Raw genomic sequence first — 20,949 nt, forward strand, 5'->3', positions numbered from 1 at the left:
CTAAAGTTTTTTGTAGAAAAAGCTGCTTGATAAATCGAGAAATAGTTAGGGTCAAGCTGAGGTGGTCAGTTTAACCCCTAACTATTTAATAGCCAAATTGCAAAGTCACAGAAGCTTCTACCTGCTGTTCCCCTCCCACCACAGGCGTTGTAGCATCAGCAGCAGCAGCGCGAACACCAGCCAATTGCCGATACATAGGAGGTGGCGCGCTAGCACCGTTGACTTGAATGCCCAGAATCTCTCCCCGCTTGAGGTTGAGTGCGCTCAAGACTGCATCCGCTTGCGTTTGCGCGTCTTGAGTAGCTTTTTTGAGTGCTTGTTTTTGAGCTTGTTCGATCGCACTTTCGGTGGCGGCAAAACTCACGCCGTCGATGCGTGTGGCTCCGGCATTCACCGCATCGTCGAGCAAACTGCCGGCAGATGCAGTATTAATCCTAAAAGTGACGGTATTCGTCGCCGTATAGCCCGTCAAGCGCTGTTGGTTGTTGTCGAAGTTATAAATGGGATTAAGGGTGATGCCGGCAGTTTCGAGTTTTTCGACTTGGCGCGATCGCAGCAACTCTACCACAGCGGACGATCGTCTGGCCGCTTCCTGCTGCACCTCGGCGGCCGTTTTCCCCTGCACCTCAACCCCCAGCCGCACTTGTGTTTGAGTTGTAGGAATCGCTTCCACACCCCGTCCAGTAACAGTCAGCGTTCTGATCCGCTGTTCTTGAGCCGCCACCGGATCTAATCCCACGAAAGTAACGAGAGTTAAGGTTAAACATAACGCTGTTACCAGACTACGGAAATTAATGCGATCGCGCGATCGTAAAGTTGAATTCATAAATTTGATTATCCTCACATACAACAGATGCTATACTTTACCTTCCCACTGAAATTGCTAAATATCCGGGTTGTTACATTTTTAGAAACTAGAAAAAGTATAAGTCATTAGTCATTAGTCATTAGTCATTATATGCAATCGTTAAAACAAGCTGCTCGCCGACTCAAAAAAGAAACTTATGCTGTTTATTTAGCCAGTACAGACCAGAGAGTACCTTGCTACGCCAGAATTTTAGCAGCCCTTACGGTTGCCTATGCTTTTAGCCCGATCGACTTAATTCCTGACTTCATACCGATTCTCGGCTACTTGGACGATTTGATAATTGTACCTTTGGGAATTTGGCTGGTACTGAAGATGATTCCGCCACAGGTTTTAGCCGAGTGTCGGGAAAAAGCAGCCGCAGAAATAGAGCGAGGAAAACCGATTAATCGGGCTGCCGCTGTTGTGATTATTGCCCTTTGGATTGGTTTGGGAATATTAGCAGCAATGTGGCTAACACGGATATTTAAACGTTAAAAAAAATTACCTATCTATTTATAGTGTAGAGTGCGCGCCGAGTACCTTACCTTAAACAACTCGCTTGACCCAAAAATATTTAAAGTTTAAAAAATAACCGTTCTAGTTATAATATATAGTGCGCTAGGCGCACCTTACCTTAAAAAAACTCGCGGTATCGCATACCAAGTATTATTTAGCCCTTAAACAATAAAACTAACTTTCTAGCGATGACTCAAACCACTGATTTTCTCAGCCACCTCAACCCATCTCAGCGCCAAGCAGTCGCCCATTATAACGGGCCGCTGTTAGTAGTAGCGGGCGCTGGTTCCGGCAAAACCCGAGCTCTAACTTACCGAGTTGCTAACTTAGTTCGCACGCATCGAGTCGATCCAGAAAATATTCTCGCGGTGACATTTACAAATAAAGCCGCCAGGGAGATGAAAGAAAGAATTGAGAAATTGCTGGCAACTCAGCAAGCTGAAGCCGAATATGGCAAACCTTTGGTAGACTTAGCCCCGGATGTGCAGACGAAATTGCGATCGCACATTTATCAGAGAATTACCAAGCACATTTGGATGGGAACTTTTCACTCTTTGTGCGGCCGCATTCTCCGCTACGATATTGAAAAATACCAAGACGAAAAAGGCCGCCAGTGGAAGAAAAACTTTTCGATTTTTGATGAATCAGATGCTCAAAGTCTCGTCAAACAAATCGTCACCAAAATCCTGAACCTCGACGACAAGAAATTTGACCCGCGAAAAGTCCGCTATATCATCAGCAACGCTAAAAATAAAGGGTTGTCGCCTCAAGAATACCACGCCGCAGAACCGGATTATCGAGGTCGCGTGATTGCCGATGTTTACAGTCGCTACCAAGACGCTTTAGCAGCAAACAATGCCCTAGATTTTGACGATTTAATCCTTGTTCCCGTTAAACTTTTGAGCCAAAACGAGGAAGTATTAAGTTACTGGCATAAAAAGTTTTGCCATATTTTAGTTGACGAATACCAAGATACTAACCGCACTCAATATGATTTGATTCGGATGTTGGTGACCAATAACGCCGACCCGAAAAACTTCGATAAATGGCAAAACCGCTCGATTTTTGTCGTGGGCGATGTCGATCAATCAATTTACAGCTTTCGCATGGCAGATTATACCATATTGCTGGAATTTCAAGAGGATTTCGGAGATGGTTTGTCCGACGAGAAAACTCAGACAATGGTAAAATTAGAGGAAAATTATCGATCGCGCGAAAACATCCTGCAAGTCGCGAACCACTTGATCGAACACAATACCGAACGGATTGAGAAAATTCTGCGCCCGACTCGCGAACCGGGAGCTCCGATTGTTGTCTGGCGCGCCGACAACGAATTAGATGAAGCGGAATTTGTAGCCGGTCAAATTCATTCCTTGAAGCGCCAAAACTCCGAATACGAAAACGGTAGTAACTTTGCGATTCTCTACCGCACAAACGCTCAATCTCGCTCTTTTGAAGAAGCGTTAATGCGTTTAGACCTTCCTTACAATATTGTCGGTGGCCTGAAGTTTTACGATCGCAAAGAAATCAAAGATATCCTAGCCTACCTGCGGGCGCTTGCTAATCCCGACGATAGCGTCAGCCTCAAACGCATCATCAATACTCCCCGTCGCGGCATTGGGGATACCACATTTTCCAAAATTGAAGACGCTGCAACTCAATTGGGCATTCCGTTGTGGGAAATTCTCAGTGATGAATCTTCTGTCAATACTCTCGCAGGGCGATCGGCAAAAGCTATTATTAAGTTTGCCGAAATGATTAGTCGTTGGCAATCGCAAGTTGAAACTCTACCAGCTTCGCAAATTGTCCAAGGAATTATCCAAGATTCAGGCTACATTGAAGATTTGAAAAATCAAGGAACCGACGAAGCCACAAATCGCATAGAAAACGTCATAGAATTGTACAATGCGGTGCTACAATTTGAAGAACAAAATGAAGAACCGACGCTGACATCATTTTTAGCAAAAGCATCTTTAGCGTCCGATTTAGATGACTTGCAGGAAGAAGATTCCCGCGTGTCGCTGATGACGCTGCACTCAGCCAAAGGGTTAGAATTTCCCGTAGTATTTTTAGTCGGAATGGAACAGGGCTTATTTCCCAATTTCCGCAGTTTGGACGACCCGAAAGCGATCGAAGAAGAACGCCGTTTGTGCTACGTCGGCATCACTCGCGCCCAGGAATTGCTATTTCTCACCCACACTCGCGAACGCCGCCTTTGGGGAGGTTTCCGCGAACACTGCACCCCTTCGCTATTCTTAGGAGAATTGCCGACACATTTGCTAGCTGGAAGTGCGAAGAAAACTCCAGCGGGGAAAACGGCTGCATCTAAGGGAAAAACTAATAACTCAGCCGCTAATTCCGGGAGTTCTAAACCGGGAAACAATGGACAAGCGGCGGATTGGCAAACGGGCGATCGGGTTTTTCATCATGCTTTTGGAGTGGGAGAAATTACGCACGTTTTAGGGGCGGGCGACAAAATTAATCTGGCAATTAAGTTTTCGGGTTTGGGCAGAAAAATTATCGACCCGAGAACAGCTAAGTTGCAGCGAGTGTAAGTAAAAATATTAGAGTGTGCGGCGGTTCAAACCGCTTCAATAAACAAGATTACCTTCCTTTGCAAAGCATCTGCGTTAATCTGCATACATCTGCGGTTTTCCTATCCATCAAAGATTTATGCAATAAGTCTAATCTGTAACACTTCGCATTGCTAATAACGCCGTCCCATAAGCAGCCGCAGTATGAATCGGCGTTTCAACAGGAACTTTTAAATAACGCTTTCTAATCGCACTCCAAACCGAATTTTTTGCCCCGCCGCCAGCAGTATAAACTTTGGTCAAAGGAGGTGCACCCAATTCTTGCAATAATTGATATCCCCGCGCTTCAATCCGCGCTATGCTTTCTAGCAAACCGTGCAGAAATTCCACTGAATCCGTTGGACGCGGTTCGAGTCTGGGCGGCAAATTCGGGTCATTAATCGGAAAGCGATCGCCCTTTTTCAATAATGGGTAATAATCCAGCAAACTCTCTTCTTCTGGATCAATTTGTGTGCTATAATTATCCAACTCAACATCAGTAAAAAAGTGTCGTAACACCGCACCTCCGGTATTAGAAGCACCTCCAACTAACCACAAATCGCCTAATTTGTGACTGTAAATCCCGTATCTAGAATCATCTACGCGGGTATGACTTAACAGTTTGACTGCTAGTGTAGAACCGAGAGAAGTTACTGCTTCCCCTGGTAAATTGACACCGCTTGCTAAAAATGCTGCAATGCTATCGGTTGTACCAGCACAAATCATACAATCGCGGGGAAAACCGAAGCGATCGCCCACTTGAGCTCTCACTTCCCCCACAGGCGTTCCCGGTGCGACAAGTTGCGGCAATTCAGGCGTTGCAGCGCCCGCAATTCCCTCTACCAGCCAATTCGGATAGCACAAAGTATCAACATCAAAACCGAGTTTCAAAGCATTGTGATAGTCGCTAATTCCCAATTTTCCGTGCAGCAGAAATGCCAGCCAGTCAGCTTGATGCAGGAAAAATGTAGGGGCGGTTTCCTCTCGAAAGTCTTGGAACCACAGGAGTTTGGCCAGACTCGATGTTGCACTCAATACTGTGTGGTTATCCGGCGCGATCGCCCGCAATCTCTCTGTCACCGCTGCACCGCGCGCATCATTGTATAAAATCGGCTCGCATACTGGTATACCGTCGGTATTGCACAGCATGACAGTGGAGGATGTGCCGTCAAGGGCGATCGCCCTTACCTGATTGCGGATTGCTGGGGGAATTTGCTCGATCACATCCCACAGCGCATTTTGCCACACCGAGGGCAATTCAGGCTGTTGTTGCCCCTTGTTGGCAAAAGTATATTCGGTCTCACAATGTATTGTACCCTGGGAGTCTATGACAGTCGATCGCGCGCCCGTGGTGCCGAAATCTATTCCCAAATAAAGATTCATTTGCCACTCCCGCGAATTTTCCTATATTTGACGAAACCACAAATTTTATTTGCATCCTGCCTCTAGTTGTTTAATGATATCTCGGACTTTTATTGGCATTTATTATTAAAGTAACTAGCAGGTCTTGAAATGACGAAAAGCCGATAACTTCGTAGAAAAAAGTCCTTAAAAAAATGCTTAACAAAGGGCTGAAATCGCTATAGATGACACCTTACAGTTCTCGATGCGAGAGAAGAGAGAACCACACAACCAACCCCAACCACCCCAACACCCCAACAACCCAACCCAATCCTTCTCCCCCCCACGCAAAAACACGCGCACACGACGGGAGGTGCCCCCGTGGTGCTTCCAGATTAAAGGTTAAATCATCGTACTCCAACCAACCTTTCCTCCCCTTTCTCCTCTTTCTCCAACCCACACGATCGCCTAGCTTGCATTCAGTGTCATAATCAACTTTACCGCCTATTTCTAACCAGATTTTTTTCTGGACACTAAAGCCGAAACTACCCTGACTGTATTTTACCCACAACTGGTCGATCGTCCGCAAATCATCGCCAGGAAAATTCTCGATCGAGTTCGTATCGAACCAACCTTCCTTCTCCCGTCTAGCAGCTTTTAACATCACCTTGAATGTTTCCTGATCCGCCTCTTTCCACTTTCCTGCTGCTAATAAATCCCGCAGACGAGTATAGTCAACACCCTGCGCTGATTTAAGCGAGTCTGGTGGCGGTGCCGATGGAGGTGTTTGAGCTGATAATTGAGGTGATTGAGTACCAAGATCCTGCAAAACTTCCGTAGCAGATTGATAACGTTTTTTAATAGCAGGTTGTATCATTTTATCTAAAATCTGACCCAGTTCCGAACTGAAAGATGTTTTTAAGTGTTCTCGCCACACCCACTCAAACTCGCTATCATCGAATAAATCAATCGGCTCAACCTCAGTTAACAGACACAGACAAGTCACACCCAGACTATAAATATCACTCGCATGAATAGCTTTACCGTTGGCTTGTTCTGGTGCCATATATCCAGCCGTCCCGATTCTCGTTCCCGTTAGCCCTAGAGCCGTTTGTGTCGCATATTTCGCGGCTCCAAAGTCAACTAAAACCAGTTGCCTATCTTGCCTAAGAATAATATTTTCTGGCTTGATATCCCGGTGAATTACTTGGCGGGAATGAATGAACTCGAATACTGGCAATAAATTATTAAGCAAATCGCGAATCTGCGTTTCGCTAAAATATCCCTTAGATTCTAGTGCTTCGGCTAAATTTTCACCGTCGATGAATTCTTGGACTAAATACTGCCGTCCATCTTGACTAAAATATGCTAATAATTCGGGAATTTGAGAATGTTTACCCAACTGTTCTAGGCGTACTGCTTCAAGCTCAAATAACTCAGCCGCTTTCTGGATACTAGAAGGGTCTTGAAATTGGGGGTAAAATTGTTTAATAACGCAGGGAGGCTTTGAGGGTTTATACTCGTCAACGGCTAGAAAAGTGCGCCCAAATCCCCCTTGTCCAATAATGTTTTGGGCTCCGTAGCGATCGCCCAATAGCAGTTTATTCCCACATTTTTGACAAAATTTTGTATAGCCAGACAGGTTTTGGAATAGGCAATCAGGGTTGAGACACTGGCTCATAAAATATGCTTACAGATTACAGATTAAAGCTCTCGATGCGATGCCAGCGGAGATGGTTTTAAATGTGAAACAGCCGATCCGGGTAAAGACATCGCATTGCCTTTCATCGTGTCAACTTAAGTCTGAAACCTTTGATATCTCTCGCTGTTATCCGAGGCTAGATCCCCATAAATCCCCCTTAATAAGGGGGACTTTGAAATCGCTCCGGTTCCCCCCTTATTAAGGGGGGCTAGGGGGGATCTGGCCTCGACGATAAACAGCAGTCTATGACTAGGTTTGACCTTAAGTTGAGATTAATAGGCACAGCCTAAGTCCCCACTCAAAACTCATTAAACTTTTGTCCCGCACTCAGGACAAAAGTTATTGGTGGAAACATTCTTAGCGCCGCAACTGGGACAATAAACCAACTCCGCAGAGTGCAACTTGCTACGATCGGGCAAACCAACCATTTGAGCGTTGCTCTTACCTGGAACTACCATCGGATAGCAGTTTTCGTCCCTCGTCACCTTGACGTTCATCAGCACCGGACCGTCGTGAGCGAGCATTTGACCGATCGCATCTTTGAGTTCCTCCGGCCGCGAAACCAGCATCCCCTTCACGCCGTAAGCTTCAGCCAGCATCACAAAATCCGGCATCCCTACAGTCATATTCGACGAGGAATAACGCTCCCCGTAGAACGCCTGCTGCCACTGCCGCACCATTCCCTGCCAGCCGTTATTTACAATCACAATCTTGACATTAATGCCGTATTGTGCTAGGGTTCCCAATTCTTGAATATTCATTTGGATGCTAGCATCGCCAGCAATACAAATCACTTGCTCCTGTGGCAGGGCCATTTTCGCGCCCATCGCCGCCGGCAGCCCGAAACCCATCGTGCCCAAACCAGCGCTCGAAATCCAGCGGCGCGGCCCGTTGTTCAAGAATTGAGCCGACCACATTTGATGTTGACCGACATCTGTTGTGTAGTAAGCATCCGGCGCTTGAGTCGCCAACTCGGAAATCACCTCTTGCGGAGCCAAAATGTCTGGGTAATGAGGCACCACTAACGGATAATCCTGTTTCCACTGATCGATCCTGTGCAGCCATTCTGCAGTCTGTCCGGCCTTCCCCGAAACTCCAGCCTCCCGACAGCGGCGCAGCAAATCGATTAAAACTTGGCGGACATCTCCGACAATCGGCACGTCAGGGCCGCGATTTTTGCCTACTTCCGCCGGGTCAATATCGATGTGAATCACCTTAGCGCGCGCGGCAAACTCGTCTAATTTGCCGGTCACGCGATCGTCAAACCGAGCTCCCACAGCAATTAGCAAATCGCACTCGGTAACGGCAAAATTAGCATAAGCAGTGCCGTGCATCCCCAGCATTTTCACCGACAAAGGATGGTTTTCGTCAAACGAACCTTTGCCCATCAGCGTTGTCGTGACCGGCAATTGGAAAAGTTCGGCCAGTTCCTTAATTTCCTCGTGGGCCGCCGCTGCGATCGCCCCGCCGCCCACATAAAGCAAAGGACGCTTCGCTTCCTTCAGCAAATGAATTGCTTGATTAATTTGCCGAGGATTTCCCTTCACCGTCGGCCTGTAGCCCGGAATTCTCACTGATCCGGGTTCCACGGGCAGATAGTCAAATTCTTCTAAACCCACATCCTTGGGCACATCAACCAACACCGGCCCCGGCCGCCCTGTACTCGCGATGTGGAAAGCTTCAGCCACAATTCGCGCCATATCTCTCGGGTCGCGCACTACATAGGAATGCTTGACAATTGGCAGGGTAATCCCGTAAATATCTGTTTCCTGAAACGCATCAGTGCCGATCGCCGGACGGGGAACCTGACCGGTAATAATTACCATCGGGATCGAATCCATGTGGGCCGTCGCAATCCCCGTCACCAAATTAGTTGCGCCGGGACCCGAAGTAGCAAAACAAACCCCTACTTGTCCGGTAGCGCGGGCGTATCCGTCGGCTGCGTGAGCAGCACCTTGCTCGTGGCGCACCAAAATGTGTTTGATGGCGCCGGTTTCTTCAGCGCGGTAGAGTTCGTCGTAAAGCGGCAGAATTGCGCCGCCGGGATAACCAAAAATATGCTTGACGCCGTGGCGGATCAAGCTGTCAATCAGAGCAAATCCACCAGTTGCACGTCTGATGGTCACTTTAGTTTTTAGTTGCACAGAATTTCCTTCCTTAAACTAATTATGATTTTTAATGAAAGCTTTTATACTACTTTAATCTTAATTAATGAAACAATGAAAATTTAAGTGGTGAGATTTTGCAAAAGATTGTGCGATCGGACATGGAGCGCCCGATCGAGAAATTCTGGAACAGCAGAGGAAGAAAACAAACCAAGGAAATCGCGGCTTCTATGTCGGTTTACCGCCATATGAGGCTTGTATAGCATTTGTCATTCGGCATTCGACAAGAAAAACAATGGTTTCAGCAATTAAGAACGTCCTAACCATCAGGGCGGTTGCGATGTTAGAGATCGATCGCTAAAAGAAAGCCCTCTAACTTCTCCCTCTTCCCTCTTTTTATCTTCCTTCTTCCCTCTTCCTTCCTTCGGGCTTCTTCCTTCTTGCCAGAGTTCACAGTGCGTCCTGCAATACTTTCCGAGTATGTTTCCAAGCTGCCATGCCCATCACCGAGACCAAAAAGCCCAAACTCAGCAACACGATCCGCAAGCCGAGGTCATCCGAACCCACTGCTTTGCTGACAGCATCCGTCAGCGGGCCGGTCAGTGCTAAAGGCAGGCTCAGAGCAATATTAATCGCATTGTTCTCCAAGCCAAAGACTTTACCCCGCATAGATTCTGGAGTCTTCTCTTGAATCAGAGCCTGCATCGGCCCGTTAATTAAAGAAGCACCAAAACCGAACAGAGCACTCAATCCGAATCCCACCCATAACTGTCGGGTAAAGGCAAACATTGCTAATACAAAACCCATCATCAAGAAACCGATTAAAGGCAGAGGTTTGTGGTGCATTCGATGACCGGAGTGTCCCAAAAAGGCTGCACCGAAGACCATTCCAATTCCCGCAGCAGCCAGCAAAAAGCCAAATTGAGTTTCTTTGAGACCTATTTTGCCTGAAAGTGCGATCGCCAGCACCTGAAGCGCCGCAAACACGGAATACAAAATCGTCAACTGCACCATCGCGTTGCTGACAAGGTGATTGTGTTTCAAATACCGCAAACCTTCTTTAAGGTCTTGCCAGGGATGGACGTTTTTGCCACTGCTGCCGGCATGATTTTCTTTGATCCGCATGGCATAGATCAAACCTGCTGATATCAGGTACAACCCGCCCAGCAAAAACTCTTGAGAATCGGCTCCGAAGCTGTGTTTTACCCAACTAAACAGCGGTTCGCCGATCGTCATCCCGACAATAATCCCGCCCATTGTGGACGAGGCGAACAGCGCATTTGCCGACATCAGTCCCTCTCGCCCCACAGCCAGGGGGATGGCGGCAGCTTCTGCTGGAGCAAAAAATTGCGTTACGGTAGAAACCAAAAACGTAATTGCCAGCAAGACTACAAAAGCTTTGGGCAAAAACGGCAAAGCTACAATCAGCAAGGCTCGAATCACGTTGCAGGCGATCAGCATTTGCTTTTTGGAAAAGCGGTCTACGACGATACCGGCGGCCGAACCAAATACGATCGCCGGCACCGTGTAGGCGATCATCACCGCTGACAGCATAGAATTGTCCGGATTCTGTCCAGGTGTGTAACCGCCAGTTTTCACGAGGATAATCAGCAATACATAAAAAATCTTATCCGCCACTTGGGCCAACAACTGGCCCGTCCACAAGGCGAGGAAGGGGCGATTTCTCAGTAGGGCATCAAGCCCGCTGCGGTCAGGGGGAGGGCTGGCTGGGTGCATAGGAATAGTTTAACTGACCGCTTCTAGCAATTATAGTTTTCAGCAATACGTGCAAATCTCAGATGGCAAAGTGGAAAGTCGGAAAACTCCTGTCTCCTGGGTTCTTTTTCTGTTTTAGCAGATCCGTGGCGGAGGGCTTGGGTCTTTTTCACTCTACCGCGATCGATCGGAGCCGAGAGCCCGCGCCTCCGGCCAATGGGAGAATCTTGTTAAAGATTGGCGTGCCTCTCATCGCGAGTACAAAATAAGGTAGTATATTTTACAAAATACTTAATACTAGCAGTGATATTAAAAGATGTCACGCGATTTAAGTAATATAACGAAGGTACTAACTGTTAGGAGTGAGAAACTTGAAAAAGGTTGAAGCTATTATTCGCCCCTTTAAACTAGACGAAGTGAAAATCGCACTCGTCAATGCTGGCATTGTGGGGATGACTGTTTCTGAAGTTAGAGGTTTTGGCCGTCAGAAGGGCATGACTGAACGCTATCGCGGTTCTGAGTACACCGTTGAGTTCTTGCAAAAGCTCAAGGTCGAGATTGTTGTGGAAAACGATCAGGTTGACATGGTGGTTGATAAAATTATCGCGGCTTCCCGGACGGGCGAGATTGGCGACGGCAAGATTTTCATCTCTCCTGTAGAACAAATTATTCGGATTCGGACTGGGGAAAAGAACTTGGAGGCAATCTAAGATACTGGGGCATTGGGCATTGGGCATTGGGCATTGGTAATTGGTCATCGGTAACTGGTCATTGCCAACGAAAAACCTCTTTCCTGTTTAGTTCTGATACCTAAGTGTCAATCTCCAATGCCACAGTTACCCCCTGTTTTGGCTTTTTTCCTCATTAAAAGTTGACAATGTTCGCCATTTGTGGTATGAGAGCCTGGAAGGCTCGGCCGCGGTGAGAGTGCGATCGCTTGATATCGGGTGCCATTTCTGCAAAAGTCTGTTGCTGTGCGGGTACGTAGAAAATGGGGTCATATCCGAAACCTCCCGTACCGCGAGGAGTGTGGAGGATTTCGCCCCGACAAATTCCTTCTACTTGCAAGGCAATTGTACCGTCGGGACCGGCGATCGCGATCGCGCAAACAAATTGTGCTTCCCGGTTTTGTTCGCTACCCAATTCTTTGAGAAGTCGAGATATCCTCTCAGCATCGGTTTTCCCGTAGCGTGCCGAGTAAATCCCGGGTTGGCCGTCCAGTGCATCTACCATTAAACCAGAATCATCGGCGATCGACCATTTGCCCGTTGCTTTTGCCACTTCAGACGCCTTCAAGCAAGCATTAGCAATAAAAGTTTCGCCTGTTTCCTCGATTTCCAACTCTTCTGGTTTTAGTTCCAATTCCCATCCCAAATCCTGAAGATAAACTTGCATTTCCTTGAGTTTACCCGGATTGCCCGTAGCTACAACTAACAATTTGCGATCGGTCATTATTTCAATTAAAACTTACGGATTGATATTAACAAAAAAAACGTCGCATTATCGCAAATAAGTTATATTGTTTCTGGTTGGTTGGGAATGTATTACTTGTAGGCTGGGAAATAATGGGAGTTTTTGACCGCAGATATCGGCGGATGAACACTGATTAACGCGCTCTGGTATTTGAGCTATTTTTATCTGCGTTTATCTGCGGTTAAAAACTCCGATTAATTATGCGCCCAAGTTTTCGCCCAATTTAAGTTTTGCATAACTTCTTTCAATGTCGCCGCTTCTGAATACAGCCGCAACACTGGTTCAGTTCCGCTAAACCGAATTAACAGCCAACTTCCGTCAGCCAAACGGAATTTATATCCGTCAACTTTGTTGCAATCTACAACTGCTTTCCCGGCGATTTCTGTTAATGGTTGATTTTGCAGCAGCGACAGCAAGCGCGACCTTTCTTCCATGTTTGCTAGGTGCAAGTCGATTCTGTCATAAGCTGAAGTAAAGCTTGTTTCTTGTTGCAGTCGGCTGTAAATTTCGCTTAAGTCTTCGCCGGATTTGACAACTGCTTCTAACAAGTACAGCGCTGACAGCAAAGCATCTCGTTCGGGAATGTGTGTACCGTAGCCAATTCCTCCCGATTCTTCGCCGCCGACTAAGACTTGGGTGGTTAACATTCGATCGGCTATATACTTGTAACCGATCGGCGTTTCAAATAATGGCAAGTCGTACAGCTTGGCAATTTTGGGCATTATGTCTGAACCGCTGACTGTTTTGATGACTTCCCCGGTCAAGCCGCGCCGTTTTGCTAAATGTTCGATTAAGATGGGAACTAGGATTTGTGAACTGAGAAAGTTGCCGCTAGAGTCAACGGCTGCAATTCGATCGCTATCTCCGTCAAATACAAATCCGATGGACAAACCAGAACTTTTTCGCTGGTGAGTTCGCATCACGCGGAATAACTGTGACAGGTAGCGCGGCAAAGGTTCGGGTGCACCGCCTCCAAACAGCGGATCTCGATCGCTGTTGACTTCATGTACCGGAACTTCTAAAATTTGAGCTAATCCTCCGGCTGCGGCACCGTGCATTACATCTACAAATACTGTAATTTTGCCGCTCGCGATCGCCTCTTTAATCGCCTCAATATCCACCATTTCCCGCAAGGTTTTGCAGTAAGCTGGCCAAGGATTGAAATTCTCCAATTTGCCTGGAGTTGCTGAAAGTTCCGCCGGATTTTCGAGTTTTGCTTCTATCTGTTGAGTAACTTCGGGCGAAACTGAACCGCCAAATCCGCCCTTGACTTTTAACCCTAAATATGCACCGGGATTGTGGCTAGCTGTCAGGACGATCGCGCCCAAAGCATTTAATTGTTTGGCAGCTAAACTGAAAGCCGGAGTGGGTGCGTAGGATTCGCTCAGCAGCACGTCAAATCCCGCGTTTTGGATGGCAATAGCCGCTGTTTTGGCAAATTCTTCAGCCAGAAATCGGCGGTCGTGACCGACAATTACGGTACTGCTGCTGCCATCGCTGCCGCCGGTTTGTGAGAGAACTTGTGCAGCTAGGGGAGCTACTAACGCCACGCGATCGAATGTAAAATCGTCAGCAATGATGCCGCGCCAGCCATCTGTACCGAATTTAATAGGATTCATTTAGTCACAAGTCATGAGTCACCCGTCTATTTTATGGGGTTATCAGTCGATCGTCATCTGATTTGAGATTTTAGATTTTAGATTTTAGATTATGGAATTGCTTCCACAGCCTTTACTCTGGCTATTGACCGAAAGCATCCAGGATACAAGCCCCCGGATTCATCCGTGGGGTCCATGCTTCAATCTAAAATCTAAAATCTAAAATCTAAAATCGATTGACTGTTGGCTGTCATTAGCTAGCCTTGCTTGATAGATTATGTTGGGTTTCGTCTCTCAACCCAACTTACTAATTACTGTTAACTGTTAACTGCCAACTATCAACTGCCAACTGTCAACTGTCAACTGACTAAAAGAATGCCGGTTGGTGGCGGATCAAATTCAGGAATTCTTCGCGAGTTTTCTGTTCTTCTTGAAACACGCCCAACATGGCACTCGTAACCGTCCAAGAACCAGGTTTTTGCACACCCCGCATCGTCATGCACATATGGCTGGCTTCCATTACTACAGCTACTCCCTGCGGTTCCAATATTGTCTCAACTGCTTCGGCAATTTGACGAGTCAAACGTTCTTGCACCTGCAACCGGCGGCTGTACATCTCGGCAATTCGGGCTAATTTGCTCAGTCCCACTACTTTTTGGTTGGGAATGTAAGCGATGTGAACTCTGCCCATAAACGGCAGCATATGGTGTTCGCACATACTGAATACGCTGATGTCTCGCACCAGTACCATTTCGTTGTGACCTTCGTCAAAGATAGCGCCGTTGAGGAGTTCTTCGAGGGATTGACTGTAGCCGCTGGTGAGAAACCGCATTGCTTCTGCTACTCGCTTTGGGGTTTTAAGCAATCCTTCGCGTTCGGGGTCTTCTCCTATTCCCAGCAGGATTGTCCGAACGGCGGCCATCATTTCTTCCTGGCCTACTTCTGAGGGTACGGGTACGTTGGATTCTTGACCGTGCGAGGAATTGCGATCGGGTCGAGTGGGGATGCGCGGGGAGTTATTATCTGCGGTTTGTAACAGTTTCATGCTGTCAGTCGAGAGTGAGTTCGAGCCATTGGAATCGGTGGAAGATGCAATTGTCATAACAAGTTGGTGTGAGGGTGAATCGATTTGAAATTTTCGATAGGGGGATATAGCAAGAGATTCAAAGATTGTTGAATTCGAGAAAAATCCAGCAGTCTAAAATCTCAAGTTCACAAAACTCCTGCGTTGGACATGAGCGTGATTTCTTCAATTACTGCACTTGCTGGCAACTGAACTGCGTGCAGAATTGATTGGGCGACGATTTCTGGGGTTAACATGGCGCTGCGATCGAAGTCGGCGTCCACGGTGTCTGTGTCCCACATGGGAGTATTGACAGAACCCGGACAGATTGCTGTGACGCGAATTCCGTGAGCCCGTTCTTCGGCGGCTAAGGTTTTAGACAAAGCCATGAGACCGAATTTACTGACGCAGTAGGCTCCCCAGTTGGGGAAGGTTTGGCTCCCGGCGATCGAGGAAACGTTGATGATGATTCCCGATCCGCGATCGCGCATGGACGGCAAAACTCCTAGAATGCACTGCCAAACGCTAGTAAGATTGAGGTCTAGAACGTTCTGCCAGTCGGCTAGGGACGTTTCCGTCAAGGAGCCGGTGTAGCCCATACCCGCGCTGTTGACCAGGATATCTACGGCACCAAATTGAGCTGCGATCGCGCTGATGCTGCTTTGCACTTGCTCAATTTTTGCCAAGTCTAAGGGATAAGCTTCTGCTTTCACTCCGACTTCTCGGGCTGCTGCGGCAACGGCTTCTAAGTTTTCTGACTCTCGGCTAACTAAGGCCAGATTTATGCCCTCGGCGGCGAACGCTAGAGCCGTTGCTTTGCCAATACCGCTGCTGGCTCCGGTTATCAGAGCCTGCTTTGTTGTTGGATGGTTCATTCACTGTCCTAATACTTTCGCTCGGCAAATCCCTACAGCGTTGCAGCCTTCTTCGGCAAATTAGAAAGCTCTCTGCTGCGGGTTATAACAGTTAATTATGAGATAAACATTAAGAACTGTTAAGCCGGTGTCACCTGAGAAATTATAACACTGCTGACTGAACAGCAGAATAATGAGCTGTGAGTTATCAGTTTAAAGTTAAGAGATTTTTAACTCCTAACTGATAACTCTGAATCGATCGGCTCAAGCAGAAATTTCAGTGAATACGCCGATGTGGCGAAACTTTTGATACCGAAGCTCGCGTCGCTGCTGAGCCGTAAGCTGTGTTAGTTCTGCTAAGTTTTCCAACAAAGCTTGTTTGAGCATGGAAGCGGCTTTGAGGGGATTCGAGTGAGCGCCGCCGATCGGCTCGGGGACTATTTGATCGAGAATGCCGAGGTTTTTCAAATCCCAGGAAGTGATTTTGAGGGCTTCTGCGGCCAAGTTAGCTTTGCCAGAGTCTTTCCAGAGAATGGCGGCGCAAGCTTCGGGGGTGGCGACGGTGTAGACGGAATGTTCCAGCATCAACAGCCGCTCGCCGACGCCGATGCCCAAAGCGCCGCCGGAACCGCCTTCACCGATGACGGTGCAAATAATGGGAACGTCGAGGCGAAACATTTCTCGGAGGTTGCAGGCGATCGCCTCTCCCTGTCCGAGCTGTTCTGCTTCTAAGCCCGCCCAAGCTCCCGGAGTGTCGATAAAGGTGAAAATTGGCATTCCGAAGCGATCGGCGTGTTCCATCAACCGCAGGGCTTTGCGATAGCCGCCGGGAGCAGCCATGCCGAAGTTGCGGGCGATATTGTCTTTAGTGTCCCGCCCTTTTTGATGGCCGATGATGACGGTGGGAAGCCCGTCTATGCGGGCAATTCCGCCGACGAGGGCCGGGTCGTCTCCGCCGCGCCGATCGCCGTGAAGCTCGATCCACTCGTCGCTAATTGCCTGAATGTAATCGAGGGTGCTGGGGCGGCGTGGGTGACGAGCCAGTTGCAGCCGCTGCATGGGGGATAAGCTGCTGAAAATCTCTTGTCGCAGTTGTGTCGAGCGAGCTTCGAGTTTGCGAATTTCGTCGGTGACATCGACGCTGTTTTCTTCGGCGAGTTCGCGGATCTGGTGAATTCGGGTTTCTAGTTCCGCCAGGGGCTTTTCAAAATCTAGGAGTAGTGGTTTGCGGTCGGGGTTTGCCACGCTGATAATTTCTATAGGGTTTTAAGGTTTTGTCGATCGACTATTTTCCGATCCTACCCTGTCAGGGTATGGAAAAAAAGACGCGAAAATTGGAAACTTTGAGTTTTAAATTTTGTATGATATCAAATTTGGTCACATGATAATTATCATATAGCGCGAGCTTCCCGCTCGCGCTGCACTCCGAAAAATATTATTCCAATGCTAACGAAAGAGTCAACAGTTAAAATTTCCAATTTAACTGTTGACTCTTAACATCAAACTGACATTAATAAAGGTCGGAAACCGTGTTTGACAGAAATATGACCTATTTGCTCCATCTTCTCCACAGTAATTTGATTCCGTCCCCAAGAAAAATTGGTATACAATTTTTCAAATTCCAGCAGCATTGATTCAGCAAAACAGGCAAACAACTGCCGTCCCGGCACATCCATATTGACAATCTTCATAATTTTCCACTCAATATCGAGGGAATGCTCCACAATGCCGCCATTGAGTACGTAAATTTCTGGATGCTGAACCTGAGTTGCCAAATTTTTCGGATAGCCACCGTCAATCAATAAACAGGGTTGCTTCAATGTCTTAGGGTCAATTTCTACTCCCTTTGGCATACTGGCTACCCAGACTACTATATCCGCTTGGGGCAGGGCTTCTTCCAAATCCATGATTTTGCCTCGCCCCAATTCCGATTGCAAATCTTGCAATCGTTCTTTGTCGCGGGCAATAAGCAACAATTCTGCTACATTTGTTTTAACATTGAGCCAGCGACACACCGCACTGCCAATATCGCCAGTAGCACCACAAACGGCTACCGTGGCTTTTGAAAGTTCAATCCCCAATTTAGGGGCTGCTTCTTCTACTTGGCGGCAGAGGATGTAAGCCGTGTGAGTGTTACCAGTGGTGAAGCGTTCAAACTCCAACTTGAGATTGCGAATTTGCTTAATTTGCTGCAAGTTGAAAGTCTCAAAAATGATCGAAGAAAAGCCGCCTAAAGCAGTGATGTTAATCCCGTTTTTTTGAGCGTGTGCCATCGCATTAAGGATTTTGCGAGTGGCTGCTTTAATCCGGCGAGTGGCTAGCATTTCTGGCAGAAAACAGGACTCCACATAGCGCCCTTCTATTTTTTGTCCAGTGATGCTTGTTACCGTGATATGATCAACTATTTGGGGCGGTGCGCTGCACCAAAAATCGAGACCTTGATCGGCATATTCTGGATAGCCCAGCTCGTTAGCTACTGATTGGGCGTGTTCTAAGCTGGTTAAGTGACCGATTAGACCAAACATTAAGTTGTCAAATGAAGGAAGATTGAAGATTGAAGATGAAAGATGGAAGATGGAAGATGGGAAGATTAAAAATGTATATTTTAAAATGAGCTATCCCATTTTTAATTTTTAATTTTTAATTTTTTCCCATTCTTTTTTTCCACATTAATTAGGCTGCGAGGCCTTGTGCTGACATCCGCATGATGTCGCGGTTGTTAAAGCCTATGTTGCCTAGGGCTTCGCCGTAGGCAATCATAAAGTCTTCGATTAAAGCGTCTTTTTCCATTCCCAAGACGCGGGCATCGTCTGCGACAGCGTTTAGCAGCTTCCAGATGATGGGCAGGTTTTGGCGGTTGGCGGCTTCGAGTTCGGCTTTGGATTCCTCAAAGTGAGCTTGCAGCCAGACTTCCCCAAAGTTGAGGTGGCTGTATTCTTCTTTGACAACGCCTTCGGTGATTTTGCGAGCAAAGTCATCGGCGACGGGGATGTAGATGTTGTAAGCTGCGATCGCAAAACACTCGATAATTAGCGATTGAATCAGCAAGCAAGTTACAATCTGACCTTGGGCCGCGGCCGTCTGGAAGTTTTTGTGCAGTTCCGAAAAGAACTGCTTGGCAAATGCCATGTCCGGCGTGACTTTAAGATTCCGGCCACAAGCTTGGAAGCCCTTCATGTGGCGGTTTTCCATCTTGGACAAGCCAATTAACTCTGCTTTTTTATCAGCCAACAGTTCGGCCAGTGTCAGGTAATTGTCGTGAGCTTCTTGTTCGCCTTCAATCACAATGGCGTTGATGCGGCTGTAAGCATCTTTGTAAGTTTCGGTTTGAAAGTCAATTGTTGGGCTAGCCTCAAGCTGGGGCATAGATATGTAGTCTCCTCATATAAGCTTCTGGGATGTTTGGAAACCCCTTTAAAATTCGGGGTCAGTGACCGTACACTTTACCTATTTTGAACGCACCCCATCTAAATCAGAGATTATAGCTGAGGATTCTTTCGACAAAGAACTTTTCTTTGACGTTCCGGGAAAAACTGGCGTCAAGCGTGCGTGTTGTTCGGACTTTTGCCGTCGAACACTCCAGAAAGACTATCGCTAGAATGCTATCTATTTACTAATTACTTGAATTAGTCGTTAGTCGATCTTTTTCCCGGAAATAGATGATAGAAATACGGTCTATGTCTCCACCTTTAAGGGTTTTACAGTACCAACTCTATCTGTAACATTATATCCTAACCACAACTTTCTCGCTTGGTACTCCTTCTTTCCCTCTACGACATATTATGTTGTTGTATGGGAATCTGGGAGGCGATCGGGTTAGAGAACCTCACAGGCTTATTATTTTAGGTTAATTCACAAATTTATGGGTAAATCCTTTGACAGATCTCAAGCGCTGGAACTGCTGAGTTTTATTTTGTTGCTGGCGGGGGCTGCCCTGGTGCTGCTGCCACTGGCTGCTGTATTTGTGGTTTCTTTATCACCATCTGGTGTGGGTGTCAAGGCCACAGGCCTGACTTTTGCGAACTATCAGGAGGCTTGGCGGCGGGGCAATTTTTTGTTGGCATTCCTTAATTCTACTCTAGTGGCGATCGCAGTGACGGGTTTTCAGGTTGTGACCTCTGCTTTGGCCGGTTATGCTTTGGCCAGGCTGAAGTTTCGGGGGCGACAGGCCCTAGTTTTGGGGGTTTTGGCGACGCTGGTAATTCCGTTTCAGCTTTTGGTGATTCCGATTTTCTTGGTTTTGAAGTGGGGTCATCTGCTGAATACTTACGGGGCGCTGATTTTGCCGACGGCGGCTAACGGTTTTGGGATTTTTCTGCTGCGCCAGTATTTTATGACTGTTCCGGTGGAGTTGGAGGAGGCGGCAATGCTGGATGGGGCTAACCGCTGGCAGGTTTTGTGGCAGGTGATGCTACCTTTGGCGAGGCCGGCTTTAGTGACGCTGTTTTTGTTTACTTTTATCGGGGAGTGGAACGATTTGTTTAAGCCGCTAGTGTTTACGACGCGGCCGGAGTTGCGAACTGTGCAGTTAGCTTTGGCTGAGTTTCAGGAACAGTTTACTAGCAGTTGGCAGTTGTTGATGGCGGCGGTCGTAATTGGAACTGTACCGGTGGTGTTGCTGTTTTTGGCCGGTCAGCGGCAGTTTATTCGGGGGATTGCGACGACAGGGATTAAGAATTGAGTTTGAGATGCTTCGCAATTAAGTTTGTAGTCATATGTTGAACCATTCTCAAGAACAGGCAAGATGCTGGTTCTTCCACCAATACTAAATGTTCTTGTGGAACAGGCCGGAAAGCCTGTTGCTGACATTGGTGCGAAGTTCACTCCAAGCGGACTAAGAGATAAAGGGGATATCAAAGCTGTATTATGTGAATCTATGCAAAAGCTCGGTTTGTTTTTATTTGTTCTATCTTTTCTGCCGTGGTTGGCAATCTTTTTTGTTGTGCCATTCCTGCCGCTGGACATTACTCAAAAAACTACTTTATCGGTCGTTCTGGCTGTGGGTGCAGAAGTTTGTTTTTGGATTAGCGTAGTGCTGTTGGGGAAAGAAGTAGTTACCAAATATCGGCGTTATTTGCATCCCCGCTATCTTTGGAACAAAATCAGAAATTTTAACCGCAGATGAACAGGGCTCGACGCAGATAATGAGCCTGGAGGTTGG

17 protein-coding genes are annotated in these 20,949 nt (G+C 47.3%); 5 read left to right on the forward strand and 12 right to left on the reverse strand.

Annotated elements, in window-relative coordinates; genetic code table 11:
- Nucleotides 1-85: 85 nt before the first annotated feature.
- Nucleotides 86-826, reverse strand: a complete 741-nt coding sequence (locus QT996_RS06250) for an SIMPL domain-containing protein (protein ID WP_333045293.1) — start codon at nucleotides 824-826, stop codon at nucleotides 86-88.
- 132 nt (nucleotides 827-958) lie between these two features.
- On the opposite strand from QT996_RS06250, the gene QT996_RS06255 reads away from it, so the two are divergent.
- Nucleotides 959-1,342: a YkvA family protein gene (locus QT996_RS06255; protein WP_333045294.1), complete on the forward strand. Its 384-nt coding sequence runs from the start codon at nucleotides 959-961 to the stop codon at nucleotides 1,340-1,342.
- A gap of 209 nt (nucleotides 1,343-1,551) precedes the next feature.
- Nucleotides 1,552-3,918: a DNA helicase PcrA gene (gene pcrA, locus QT996_RS06260; RefSeq protein WP_333045295.1), complete on the forward strand. Its 2,367-nt coding sequence runs from the start codon at nucleotides 1,552-1,554 to the stop codon at nucleotides 3,916-3,918.
- Nucleotides 3,919-4,047: 129 nt separating this feature from the next.
- Here the strand turns inward: pcrA and QT996_RS06265 are convergent, their stop codons facing one another.
- From QT996_RS06265 to QT996_RS06280, 4 genes are all read right to left on the reverse strand, one after another.
- On the reverse strand, nucleotides 4,048-5,319 hold the full coding sequence (locus QT996_RS06265; protein ID WP_333045296.1) for an FGGY-family carbohydrate kinase: 1,272 nt from the start codon (nucleotides 5,317-5,319) through the stop codon (nucleotides 4,048-4,050).
- Nucleotides 5,320-5,530: 211 nt separating this feature from the next.
- Nucleotides 5,531-6,958, reverse strand: a complete 1,428-nt coding sequence (locus tag QT996_RS06270; protein WP_333045297.1) for a serine/threonine-protein kinase — start codon at nucleotides 6,956-6,958, stop codon at nucleotides 5,531-5,533.
- Between the two features lie 329 nt (nucleotides 6,959-7,287).
- On the reverse strand, nucleotides 7,288-9,123 hold the full coding sequence (gene ilvB / locus QT996_RS06275) for a biosynthetic-type acetolactate synthase large subunit (protein ID WP_333045299.1): 1,836 nt from the start codon (nucleotides 9,121-9,123) through the stop codon (nucleotides 7,288-7,290).
- Nucleotides 9,124-9,534: 411 nt separating this feature from the next.
- The gene (locus QT996_RS06280) at nucleotides 9,535-10,821 is read right to left on the reverse strand and encodes an MFS transporter (protein WP_333045300.1); all 1,287 of its coding nucleotides are present in this window, start codon (nucleotides 10,819-10,821) and stop codon (nucleotides 9,535-9,537) included.
- 350 nt (nucleotides 10,822-11,171) lie between these two features.
- On the opposite strand from QT996_RS06280, the gene QT996_RS06285 reads away from it, so the two are divergent.
- Nucleotides 11,172-11,510: a P-II family nitrogen regulator gene (locus tag QT996_RS06285; RefSeq protein WP_006633346.1), complete on the forward strand. Its 339-nt coding sequence runs from the start codon at nucleotides 11,172-11,174 to the stop codon at nucleotides 11,508-11,510.
- A gap of 154 nt (nucleotides 11,511-11,664) precedes the next feature.
- Here QT996_RS06285 and rdgB read toward each other — a convergent pair whose 3' ends face one another.
- The 7 genes from rdgB to QT996_RS06320 all read right to left on the reverse strand — a co-directional run bounded on the left by rdgB (nucleotide 11,665) and on the right by QT996_RS06320 (nucleotide 19,154).
- A complete protein-coding gene (gene rdgB / locus QT996_RS06290) occupies nucleotides 11,665-12,252 on the reverse strand; it encodes an RdgB/HAM1 family non-canonical purine NTP pyrophosphatase (protein ID WP_333045301.1) in 588 nt (195 codons plus the stop codon).
- Nucleotides 12,253-12,467: 215 nt separating this feature from the next.
- On the reverse strand, nucleotides 12,468-13,892 hold the full coding sequence (locus tag QT996_RS06295) for a phosphoglucomutase/phosphomannomutase family protein (protein WP_333045302.1): 1,425 nt from the start codon (nucleotides 13,890-13,892) through the stop codon (nucleotides 12,468-12,470).
- A 346-nt stretch (nucleotides 13,893-14,238) separates the two neighbouring features.
- Nucleotides 14,239-14,973: a GTP cyclohydrolase I FolE gene (gene folE / locus QT996_RS06300; protein WP_333045303.1), complete on the reverse strand. Its 735-nt coding sequence runs from the start codon at nucleotides 14,971-14,973 to the stop codon at nucleotides 14,239-14,241.
- 110 nt (nucleotides 14,974-15,083) lie between these two features.
- A complete protein-coding gene (locus QT996_RS06305; protein WP_333045304.1) occupies nucleotides 15,084-15,809 on the reverse strand; it encodes an SDR family oxidoreductase in 726 nt (241 codons plus the stop codon).
- Between the two features lie 243 nt (nucleotides 15,810-16,052).
- Complete coding sequence (gene accA, locus QT996_RS06310) at nucleotides 16,053-17,033, reverse strand: acetyl-CoA carboxylase carboxyl transferase subunit alpha (protein WP_333045305.1); 981 nt, start codon at nucleotides 17,031-17,033, stop codon at nucleotides 16,053-16,055.
- Between the two features lie 254 nt (nucleotides 17,034-17,287).
- A complete protein-coding gene (locus tag QT996_RS06315; protein ID WP_333045306.1) occupies nucleotides 17,288-18,313 on the reverse strand; it encodes a long-chain acyl-[acyl-carrier-protein] reductase in 1,026 nt (341 codons plus the stop codon).
- A gap of 148 nt (nucleotides 18,314-18,461) precedes the next feature.
- The gene (locus tag QT996_RS06320; RefSeq protein WP_333045307.1) at nucleotides 18,462-19,154 is read right to left on the reverse strand and encodes an aldehyde oxygenase (deformylating); all 693 of its coding nucleotides are present in this window, start codon (nucleotides 19,152-19,154) and stop codon (nucleotides 18,462-18,464) included.
- Between the two features lie 496 nt (nucleotides 19,155-19,650).
- Between QT996_RS06320 and QT996_RS06325 the strand changes: the two genes are divergently transcribed.
- Nucleotides 19,651-20,469, forward strand: a complete 819-nt coding sequence (locus tag QT996_RS06325; protein WP_333045308.1) for a carbohydrate ABC transporter permease — start codon at nucleotides 19,651-19,653, stop codon at nucleotides 20,467-20,469.
- 63 nt (nucleotides 20,470-20,532) lie between these two features.
- Entirely contained in the window at nucleotides 20,533-20,913 is a 381-nt protein-coding gene (locus tag QT996_RS06330; RefSeq protein ID WP_333045309.1) for a transporter suffix domain-containing protein, read from the forward strand.
- Nucleotides 20,914-20,949: the final 36 nt, after the last annotated feature.

Origin of the sequence: Microcoleus sp. S13C4 (assembly GCF_036700865.1) — a bacterium.
Taxonomy (GTDB): Bacteria; Cyanobacteriota; Cyanobacteriia; order Cyanobacteriales; family Microcoleaceae; genus Microcoleus.